This window comes from Limnobacter sp. SAORIC-690 (assembly GCF_002954425.1).
Lineage (GTDB): Bacteria > Pseudomonadota > Gammaproteobacteria > Burkholderiales > Burkholderiaceae_B > Limnobacter > Limnobacter profundi.
The window spans coordinates 489,364-500,341 of sequence record NZ_MQVZ01000001.1; the positions used below are offsets into that span (position 1 = coordinate 489,364).

Consider the following 10,978-nt stretch of genomic DNA (forward strand, 5'->3'; position numbering starts at 1 on the left):
GGCAAATTTTTATCTCGACATGATCTCCAGGGCTTCTGAATAGAAGTCCCTGCGGATCAACACAAACACAATCAGTGCGCTAAAGGCCATCAACAAACCGGGATGAATCATCCAGGTGACCGAGGCAATACCGAAATAATAACTGCGCAAGCCTCGGTTGAATTCATCACCGGCCAGGCTGTTGATGCGCGCCATGCGCGACACATAGGCTTCGTTGTAATCCTTGTCCGGATTACCGTCGGGTGCAGCACCTACCAAAATGGTCAGCAGGTTGAATTGGCGCAAACTCCAGGTGAATTTAAAGTAAGCCACCACAAACACGGTGAGCACCAATAGCACCTTGATTTCCATTAACCCACGGCTAACCTCCCGGCTAAACGGCAAGTCGCTGGTAATGTTGACCAACTGATCGAGCGTACCCAACAGGGCGAACAAACCGGCAATGATATAAATCGTTGTGTTGGCATAAAAAGTAACACTGTTGACCAGGTTACCGATCAACGCGGTGTCGCCCACGCGGTTGCTGCGAGAAAGCATTTCACGTGCCCACAGTTTGCGGAACTCATGCGTTTTTTGCGCCAAACCATGGCGACCAAAGCGGCTGCGACCATCGAACACGTAGTTGTAACCCCGAAAGCAAATCACAAAAAATGCAACCGCGATCCAGTCGAATACGGTGAGCAGGGAAATTGCGGTTTGAACAGCAGTCATGACGACACTCCAACAACTGAGAACAATTGACGCCAATTGTGCGCCGCTTCGGCGTGGCTGAAACGGTTCGCGGAAGCAAAAGCCTTTTTGCTTAAGCCTTCATGAAATTCGTAACTGTCAAAAACAGAAAGTATGTGATCCGCGAGCGTATCTGTATCCCCAAATGGCGCTAGCAAACCAGTTTCACCGTGCACAATCAAATGCGAGGGTCCATACGGCACGTCAAAAGCAATTGCAGGGCATGCGTGGCAAATACTTTCCATAATGGCCAGTGAGTAAGCCTCGGCCTGGCTGGTCAACAGCGACAAACCTGCACGCATGTAATGGGCCGCAGGATCGTCTGTCCAGTCATTCAAACCAACATGGTTCTGCAAGCCCAACGATTCAAGCTGTGTCTTCAAATCAGACAAGAGGGAACTACCCGCCACTGCAAAACCGTAAAAATCAAGACGCGCCTCGGGATACTTCGCCACCACTTTGGCGAAAGCTGCGATTGCCAGGTGATGATTTTTCTCGGGGCTGTATCTGGCCATGGAAACAATTCGAAATCGGTCCCGAGTCTTGAACTCCGGAATTGAGTTTTTTATCTCACATGAATGGCCGATGGGAAATAGTTGCCCAGCCCCATATCGTGCAGTGATGTCATTCATTTGTTGATCGGTCAACGTAATGACTGCATCCGGACGCTTGATGTCGTGCAAGATATCCCTGAAATTGGAGTTGGTTGGACTCGTGGCCATATCTGCCACAGTGTGTGTATGAAGGGCGTGAATAATCGGCACCACTGCCACCTGCCCGGGCGATTCCCGATGCAAATGATCACGCGCAGCCACTGCAGGCAAGTACCAATACCGATTTTTGTCCACGATGAGCACATGTTTACCGCCCCGCTTTTTCAACATGGAAACCAAGGCGTAAGTCAGCCATTCCGATTCACTGTGCAAACAAGCCACGAGCACCCCGGTTGAATTGTGAATGCGAACATCCGATAGCAGTTGTTTTTTGTCGATTCGCTTGTAAAGCTTGGCAATCGCCAATGTGCCATCGGGGCGCAAGTAATGTTCATGGTTCACCGCGCCATCTGAATCTAGGTACTGCATGCAACTTAAAAATCCACGGCAATCGTAATAGTCCTTCCTGAACTTCACCCCGTCAGAAAAATGATTGATGTGAATCAGCGCGTCGTTCACAGGATTGCGAACCACGTACATCAGCAGTTGTCCTTGCAGGCTCGTTACGCGAATATCTCGCCTGCCGGCGACCAGCTGGCTGCGGAGCATTGGATTCTCAAAGAGCGACTGACCAGTGTTCAGCTGAGTTGAAACCAACTCTGCATCCTGAAAATAATCGTGAACAGACCGGCACACTGAAGACTCGGGCAAAGCCTTGTTGGCCACCAACTTCTCGATTGACTCATGCAATCGTGGGTTATAGCGACAGGTCAACAACACTGGTCGCACATGCATCTCTTGCTCAAAAACCCGATATCGAAGCAAAGCTGCATTCTCAACGCCCGAACGCTGAAAACCAAAGTTCTGGTTCAGAAACCAAAAATTGGTCTCTTGAACTTTGGCGTTCAATGCCTTGTTTGGCTTGGCCGGTTCCAGATTCTGAGACAAGGCACCCTGCACCAAAAACTTCCGGTAAGCCACCAAACCCGATACATAGTGCTCTACATCATCAATACGCACCCGGTAAGCATGATGCCGAATAAAAAACGAACCGTTCAGCGTGTCGGGTTTCGCAAAATACATGGCCCATTCAGGCCAAAAATAACCGGTTGTCAAATAATTGGCGCGCCAGTGCAGGGCTCGATAAAACTTCTCGGTGTCCACCTGTGCATACAGATCAGCAAACTCAGGCATGGTTTGCAAACGAGAGAGCATTTGTTCGGCGGCCATCATCAACTCGAGCAAGGTCGGGAAAGTGGTGATGCGTGTCAGCACGAAATCCAGGTGATTTGCGAAATTGCGAATTCCGAACTCAAAGTACTCTCGCTTGGGCCTGTACTGGGTAAGCTCGTTCACGCAGTAGCTCATCCAGTGATCATTCGCTTTCCAGTGACGGGCTTCAATAAAATATTCAAAAGCCAACTCCACCGCTTGAAGCCACCTTGCCCTGCGGGTAATTTTGTACAAACGCATGAGGGCGAATGCGGCTTCACCATCGTAATAAATAATCCTGAATTGTTCTTTGATGGAAAGGTCAGGATAGTTAAGCACATGCACAAAGCGGCGAGTGCTCGGATTAAGCATGGCAACCAGGCCTTGGGCCAGTTGCTCCATCAATTCAATGTATTCCGCGGTGCCGGTCAGTTCGGTGTACTTGGCCAACGCGAGAATACACACCGCATTGCCACCCAGCTTGATTTCATTGCCGGTGTCGACCAAAAAGGCCGCCTGAATTCCACCGCTTAATTCAACCCGCTTGATCAACTCCTGCGTCAAGCAAAGTAGCGAACGTTCAATCGCCGACTTCAAAAAAGCGCTTTGTGTGACTTCCCATGCCTCAATCATGGCGTAGGTAGAACTTGCATGGCGAAGGGTGTTGTAGGTTGGAATTTCCTTGTTGAAGCATGGAAACAATCCATACACGAACTGGCCGCTGTCCTTGACTTGCCGGGCCAGAAATTCGCTGGCATTGAACACCAGCTGCCTGCAGGAATCTGCATCCAGATCGGGGAGCGTGCGACGCCCTACAGCCACACCGTGAGGCTCCAGGCCATGCACGGTTTCATCCTTACCGATGTAAGCACCTTGCGTCAAAAACAGATACACCGGCTGATCATCATCATGATTCAACACGAATGGTTGACCATATTTCTTTCTGGCGTACTTTTCGAAATTTATAACATGGAGCTTCGCAAACTCTTCCTCTGAGCCGCCGTACAACATGGCGTTGCCGTTGAGCTCGCCCCACAAAAAAGAATGTTTGAACTGCGGATCCAGGGCGATTCCATAACCGAAGTAATTTCGTTTTGTTGTTGACAGCAGCGCCTTTAGCTCCGCCCAGCTTGTTGTTTGAATTTCGCTAACCCGATCTACGCGTACATGCTCAAAATCGAGCAATGTTTTGCGAAAGGAAGTGGACGCATGGGAACTTAGCGCATTCCAGCTGGCTTCAAACGACTGACCCACAAATGTTTCTACGCTTGCGCGCTCAAGCCCATTGGAAGTAGACAACATCAAGACGCAGGGTTCGTGGTCGCGGACCGAGCTCACACCGGCAAACCAACTACCCAGTTTTTCAAGTCTGACAGGATTGATCATGGTGTCCTGCGATCAGTCAAAAGAGAATTGATAAAGCACATCCACTGCATTGTCCGCACCGGCTCGTGCGATGAAACTCAACTTGCGAGAGTATTGATAGTTCAATTTCAGAATACTGGCAGCCGTTGTTACAGATTGATCAAAACTCAGGTAAACACGATCGCTGAATCGCTTTCCCAGCGACACAATACGCTGGGAGAGCAAGGGGTCGTCCGATCCAATCACGTTTGCAGAGGCATCTGCACCGGGCGCAATAGCCACCTTGCTGCCCACTGCGCGGGAATCCGCTGCAGTCAGGGAACCAGTACTTAAACTCAAATCATCAATCCCGATTGATTTCGCAATTTTGCGCGTGGTGCTTTCGTCTTCATCACCAAAAATTGCCGCAGCTGCTGTCAGCAACAAAGTGGAATCACGATCTGCTGAACCACTGCCGCGCCCAAGGATCATCCACGACAGCTTTTCAGAATCAGGGACTGCCGGTTCACTCACCAGACTAACCTTGGGTCGCTGCGCCGTACCAGTCACTTCAACACCCGCTTCAACTGCAACGCCTTTGCGCACCGCACGAACATTCAGTCCAGGGTTGTCCAGAGGGCCCTGGAAATTAACCACGCCGCGCTCGATTGACAGGTCTTGCCCGTATGCACGGTAGGTACCACTCACTGTTTGAATGGTGCCAGTTGCGCTCAAACGCCGGCCTGATCGGCGCTGCCCACTGCCACCTACCCCTTCAAGCATCACCAAACGCAAACCACCCTCAAGTCGACTTCGCAAGCCCTCAGCATTCACGTAAAAGCGTTCGCCCAGATTGGCGCGCAACTGTAGATCAATTGGCAAACCCTGCCCGGCCAGTTCACTGCGCCCCTGAATAAACACATCGTCGCCCAAGGTTTGTGGACCACTTTCGGGCATCTCAAAATATGCGCCAAGGGTATCCACTTCCCCCCGAATTTTTAAGGGTTGGCCCTCGACACTGGGTTGCTGCACAGTGACAGTCGAGTTCACCATCATCCATCGGTCAGGGCGCTGCAACAAGGGAACCCTGTCCATGGACAGTCTTATTTCACCATTCAGACCTGTCAAATTCCAGACACCCTCTGCCTTCACTTTCCCGTTGCCCTGGATGAGAGGACCCAACTCCTCGATGTAGCGCCGGGGCGGGCGACGGTTGTATACCGTGAATTCAAATGTGTCGATACTGGCCTTGTCGGTGGTGAAGTCAACCACCACGTTGCCGTCTTCAAAGCGTACTCCTTGATCCAGCTGAAACACATCCAGATCCATTGCAAACAAACGCCCCTGAACATCTGGGTTGTTTGCAGTACCTGCAATCGCCATTGCAACCTGGCCTGCACCGCTGGTTCTAACCCCACCGCTGATCATGGGCCCAAGCCAGTTAAGCTCTGTAAAGCCGGCTGCCACAGAGCCCTGCATGGCTTGATCACCAGCAATTTCCCAAGCCTTGGTTTTCGGATTCTGTTGAACCGGCAATTTCAAGTTTGCAGTCACCGCACCGAAATCGTCAGCAAGAATGTTCAAATCCACACTGGCCGCCTCTCGGTTAAAGTCAAGATTTGCAGTCAGGGTTCGAATATCCACGTCCACTTGTGAATCCTCCAGAATCTGCAAACCACCTGACACATGCCGGATATTCACACGACCATCCACCTTGTTGGGATTGGCCAGGTAGGTCCAGTTTACTTTCGCGATCAGGTCTTTGGGCTCTACCGTCAATTGCTTGCGCAATATTGGCGACATGCGTGGGAAGTAAAACTGGGGCATTTCACCCTCAACACGAACCTCCCTGTTCGCAATGCGAAGAATTCTGTTGTTCAACACCGAGGTGTCTTCACCTTTGAGAACAAAATCTGCAAGTTCGACATACCCCGGTGCAAGAACAAGTGGTGCCGGTGCCTGAAGTGAAAAGCTGCGGGCAGGCAACCACATTCCCTCCACTTTCAGTTGGGTAAGCTGTCCTTTCCAGCCTGAAACCGATTTCGGTGTGCGCAAAACACCGATCCCACCCTCAAAAGCAAACTCGCCTTTCAATTGACGCAAGCGGCTAAATGGCTGCAAGCCACTGGAAAATACACCCCGTAACTCATGCTGATTGCGAATGCCTCGAAGCGTCAGTTTTAATTCATTCAAGGTGTTGGTTGCCGCGCCAGGCACCTTCACTTGGCTCGCCACAATGTCACCAACCCAAGGTGAATCTGGCGTCGAACCAAGGTTGAACTGTCCGGACACAGTCTCGATTTGAATGGTGTCATCCAGTTTCAATTGGCGAACGTCGACATTGCCTTCACCCGAGAAGTTTCCGTCAAATCCACGCAGCTTTCCTTTCAATCGCGCCGTTCCCGAAAGTGGCATTTGAATCAGTTTTCCGAGGCGCGGCAGCTCATCCAGGTTCACATCCAAATCCACGAAATCAGACTGTGTTCCGTAACTCCCTTGGGCTTTCACTGTGTTGCCCACCACGTCCAGATCCAGCAGCACATTGCTTAAGCGCGACACGCCGCCAGTGGCTTTTGCAACCAGTGTAAGTGGGGCATTGGCCAAACGGGAATTCACCAAATCAAGATTGAAGTCACCCAAAGGATCAACCGTTCCAGCCTGTCCGCTTTGAACCAGAACACCCTTGAAAGAGGCTTTCCCGTTCAAGTCACCTTGCAAGAAAGGACTGGCATCCGGAACGTAGTTGGCCGGGTTGATCTTCATCAATTCAATCTGAACGTCAGTTGGCATTTTCCCAAGCAAATCCACATGCAACTTCCCGCGAAGCTCAGCTTGCCGGTCGCGAACCAAAAGGCGATCTACCCGCAACTGCGTACCGTTTTTAGTGCCTTGAATAGAGGATGTCAATGCGAGTCGTTGAGGCAAAGTGGCAAACACTGACGCATCTACATTGCTTGTCTTGACATCAAAATTCACGTCTCCGGCCAATACATCAAGCGTGGGCACTTGATCAACCGGCTGCTTGGGCGCGCGCCATTGCATGACAGCGCTCGCATTGCCAGCCTGACGTTTTCCATCGGCCAACTGAAGCTGATCCACCCACAAATCGAGTTGTTCGGGAAGTTGATTTTGTAGAACCAACTTGAAACGGGTTTGCATGAAAGCCAGTGGCAAACCCCCAGACTGAACAGTTGAAGGCTGCGCATTCCGAACCGAGAAGTTACCAATACTTTCGGAGAAATCTTCATTGGGCTCAACGGTTGCAACAATCGCTAGCGAGGCGCGCGGTGCCCCATCCAGCCAATTGGATGGATCAAAATTTTCCGCGTTTATACGCACAGTTTCAAATGGGGTTGAACCCCACAACGTAAGCACCGCATTGGCTTGCACACCCTGGGTTTGATCTGCCCTTTCTGGGTTTTCCCCTTTGGCATCCAGGGCAAGCTCCAAGCGCTCCAGGGAACCTGTTGCCGCCAGCGTGGCATTCAGTAACACATCCTCCAAATTGCGCTGTGCATTCACAGACCCAGTGATTTGATAAGGCTTTGCCAAAGTCATTTCGAGTGTGGAATCGACCTGTGTGTCACGCACACTCAAGGAAAAATTATGAACGCTTAGCTGTTCCGATTGAACCGAAGCCTTCACATACACCTGCTTCAATTCTTCACCATTCACCAACAATTGCCGCATGCTGAAATTCTGTAAATCCAGATCAACTGGCAGGCTGATTTTTTCCGGCAATACCAAAGGTGTATCGTCTTCAGAAGGCGGTGAATCGACGCGCACAACCTGTGCGGACAAATTGGTGATTCGAATCAATCGATTCAAGGCACCCGACCAGTCAATTACCAGCTGAATTTGCTCAGCTTCAACCTTGGTGTTCTCTTGCTGCCATCGAATAAACTCCAGGTCAAACCCTTGCCACAACGTGCCCTGAATGCGGCCAAACTCAAGTTGTTGGTCCGTATTGGCATTCACCCAGTCCTGCGCTTGAGCAACAGTAAACCGAAGGCCTTGTTCCGAGTGAACCACCCACAAAATTCCGGCTGTAGCAGCCACCATTGCCGCCAGCAGCAATGTACAAAAGGCAAAGAAACCGCGCTTCAAAATGCCACCCCCAGCGCGAAGTGAATTCTTAAATTGTCCTGGTCTGCGGCTTTGGCCACATCGAAAGCGATAGGACCGGCAGGCGTTTTGTATCGAACCCCCACACCAATTGCTGGTTTGGGATCAAAGTCGCTCCAGTTGTCTGATACATCACCCACGTCCGTAAAAACTGCGGCGCCAAGCGGCCCCCCATCAAACCAGCGTGTGTACTCAAGGCTACCGATCATCACGCGACGACCGCCCACCAAAACCCCCTGATCAATAACACCCAGGTCAAGAAAGTCGAACCCGCGCAGGCTGTTGGTGCCCCCGGCGCGAAAGAGGTAATCCTGTGGAATATCCCGGCGTGCACTGGCCACCACCGTACCAGCCTCGAATCGGGCAGAAAATAAATTCTCCCGGGACGGTGACCAAAATTTTTGTACTCGCCCGTACAAACGCACAAAATCCTGATCGGAGGCAAACTGTTCTGCAGCAACAGCCAGTTGACCAAAGGCAATATATCCTTCAGAGGGATTCAATCGGTCGTCAACAGCATTTCTTGTCCAGGATGAACTTGCAACCAGCGCCTGGGTTTGTCCAAAATTGATGCCAAGCGCCCTTCGCTCTTCCAGCTGAAAATTCAGACCCAAACGGTAATCATTGATGCCTTTGTTGAACTCCCTGATCACGCCCACAGAAGAGCGATCCACTTCAAGGTTCGATATTTCCTGATGATCAATTGCAACCCCAACCGAATCGGTAATGCCGCGGGTTGACGGGGGAAGAAATACATCGGCATAAGCCGATTGACGCTTTTGCTCAACCCGAACACCAGTGACAAGTGAATAAGCCCGATCAAACAAGTTATTGAATTGATAAGTAGCCTCGGTCCGAAACCCGGTGTTGGAGCTGTAACCTGCACCCAACCCCAGACGCTTGCTGTCACTTTCCATCACCGTGACTTCGATTGGAACATTCACGGGCTGTCGGTCATCTGCGTCAATTTTCACGTCCACAGCTGAGAAGTAGGTTGTTCCTTGAAGATCCGCCAGCAAAGTCAACAGCCGTTCCTGTTCATATCGATCGCCGGGACGAATGGTGTTGTAACGTGAAACCAGGTCTTTGGGGTATTTGTTCAGCCCTTCTATTTGCAACTCGCCAAAAGTAAACACAGGGCCACTGTCGTAAACCACGCGCAATGCAACTGTGTTTTTCTCGGGGTCGACATCGGCAACGCTTTCTGAAAGAGTTGCCGCAGCGAAATCTTTGGCCAGCATGTCTCGCAAAAGACTGTCTTTGCTGGCACTCCAATCCGCTTGATTAAAGGGTTGACCAACCCCCAACAGCCACAAGGTTTTCAGCCGCTCACGGCGCTGCGCAAATTCATCCTGGTTGATTTCGCCATCGAATTCAATATCCACCGAGACAATTTTACTTTGCACCCCCGGCTCGATTTTGATGTTCAGCGGAGGTGCCACATCCTCAGGAACTGTTTCATCAACAATTCGCTGAATGGAGGGGGAAAAATAACCTTCAGTACCCAAGGCATCTCGAATGGCGGGCCGCAATCTCCTGAAGAGTTGCCATGCATCCCCGTTGTCATTCACCTGTGCAGTCAAGCGAATTTGTCGCGTGGACTGCTCAATCAAATCGTTGAACTCAGAAGCAGTTTGATAATTCACAATCGGTGGATCAAACTCGGTCACCGTGTCTTGAGCGTAAACCAAGCCAATGGGTAGGCCTATTGCACAGCAAGTGGCACAAAGCCAGCGAACAGCCCTGCTTTTGTGGTTAGCCAAAAACTTCTTCATGCTTTCCTGAATGGATTAATCGATTCTCCCTAGATTGACACTTTGACACCCCGGCAAGACATCGTGAATTGGTCAAGCCCAAATTGCCAATAAAAATACACAAATTTACCCTGAGGCCGACTCAATCTCATTGAAAGTCAGGCGGGGGTTCAAAAACTACAATCTCTCATCCGAATATTTACGGGGAACCCCCCACCAAAATGGGTCCCCCAAGGAGACAAGCGCAAGGAAAAAAATCTCTGTTAAATGACATGAATTTGACATCCAGCAACTGCAAACCAAGGCAATACATTGGACCAATTATTGCAATAAACAACCACAGAACCATCGCCAATAAACAATCAATTCTCAATTATTTAATTTCTATTTAACAATTGTATTTGTCTTTCCCGGCGAACGAAAATTAATCATGCAGATATTTGTATTTTCCTGAATCCGATTGAATCGGCTGTGAGTAAAACGCTTATAGCAGTGGATTTGCCTACGAAACTCTCTAGCCCCAAGGAAATGTGAATCATGGAAAACGCCAACCCCGACGTGGGAATAATTAAATCGCCAGCCGGTCTTCAGGTAGAACGCGGCGGCAAGATCGTTGAGCTAAGTCAGGGCGATGCCTTGAAGTGGAATGACGTTGTAACCAACACTGGCACCCAGACCGTTGAAGTATTAATGCCTGCGGTGTCCGCCGGACATGGTGACACGCTGCTGCAACTTGCACCCAACGCGTCAGCCAAGCTGGAACAGATTACTTCCACCGTTGCGGATGGTGCAACCCGAACAGAGGTTGTCGCGCTGAGCGAAGGCGTGGAGTTGTACGACATTGACAATGATGTCAGTTCGGCAATCCTGACCCCATACGAAGGGACAATGTCAGGCTTGGTTGGTGCCGGTCTGTTGGCCGGCGGTAGCGCTGGCGCCGGTGTAGGCGCAGCTATTGGTGGCGCCGCCCTCGGTGCAATCGCGCTAAGCGACGACGGTGACGACACAGTAACTACAGTTGACCCAAGCGACGACAGCGATTCCGACTCCGATTCTGACTCCGATTCTGACTCCGACAGCGACTCCGACTCCGACAGCGATTCCGACTCTGACAGCGATTCCGACTCTGACAGCGATTCCGACTCTGACAGCGATTCCGAC

At 50.7% G+C, this 10,978-nt stretch carries 5 protein-coding genes; 1 reads left to right on the forward strand and 4 read right to left on the reverse strand.

Features of this window, described 5'->3' with window-relative positions; translation table 11 throughout:
• Positions 1-9: 9 nt before the first annotated feature.
• From BSZ31_RS02175 to BSZ31_RS02190, 4 genes are read right to left on the reverse strand one after another with little or no spacing between them, the layout of a single operon-like run.
• Positions 10-711, reverse strand: coding sequence for a DUF599 domain-containing protein (locus tag BSZ31_RS02175; protein WP_105027350.1), 702 nt, complete (start codon positions 709-711; stop codon positions 10-12).
• Positions 708-3,980: a glycosyltransferase gene (locus tag BSZ31_RS02180; protein ID WP_105027351.1), complete on the reverse strand. Its 3,273-nt coding sequence runs from the start codon at positions 3,978-3,980 to the stop codon at positions 708-710. The genes BSZ31_RS02175 and BSZ31_RS02180 overlap by 4 nt, the downstream gene beginning before the upstream one ends.
• Before the next feature lie 12 nt (positions 3,981-3,992).
• Complete coding sequence (locus BSZ31_RS02185; protein ID WP_105027352.1) at positions 3,993-8,045, reverse strand: translocation/assembly module TamB domain-containing protein; 4,053 nt, start codon at positions 8,043-8,045, stop codon at positions 3,993-3,995.
• Complete coding sequence (locus BSZ31_RS02190; protein WP_105027353.1) at positions 8,042-9,838, reverse strand: autotransporter assembly complex family protein; 1,797 nt, start codon at positions 9,836-9,838, stop codon at positions 8,042-8,044. The genes BSZ31_RS02185 and BSZ31_RS02190 overlap by 4 nt, the downstream gene beginning before the upstream one ends.
• 516 nt (positions 9,839-10,354) lie before the next feature.
• Here BSZ31_RS02190 and BSZ31_RS16990 point away from each other — a divergent pair.
• Positions 10,355-10,978: hypothetical protein (locus BSZ31_RS16990; protein ID WP_206018527.1), on the forward strand; the 624-nt coding region annotated here is incomplete at its 3' end.

What these genes read in the sequence shown, in the direction of transcription:
- BSZ31_RS02180 (WP_105027351.1), bottom strand. Translation starts at nt 3,980, where the DNA reads ATGATCAATCCTGTCAGACTTGAAAAACTGGGTAGTTGGTTTGCCGGT.
- BSZ31_RS02175 (WP_105027350.1), bottom strand. Translation starts at nt 711, where the DNA reads ATGACTGCTGTTCAAACCGCAATTTCCCTGCTCACCGTATTCGACTGG.
- BSZ31_RS02190 (WP_105027353.1), bottom strand. Translation starts at nt 9,838, where the DNA reads ATGAAGAAGTTTTTGGCTAACCACAAAAGCAGGGCTGTTCGCTGGCTT.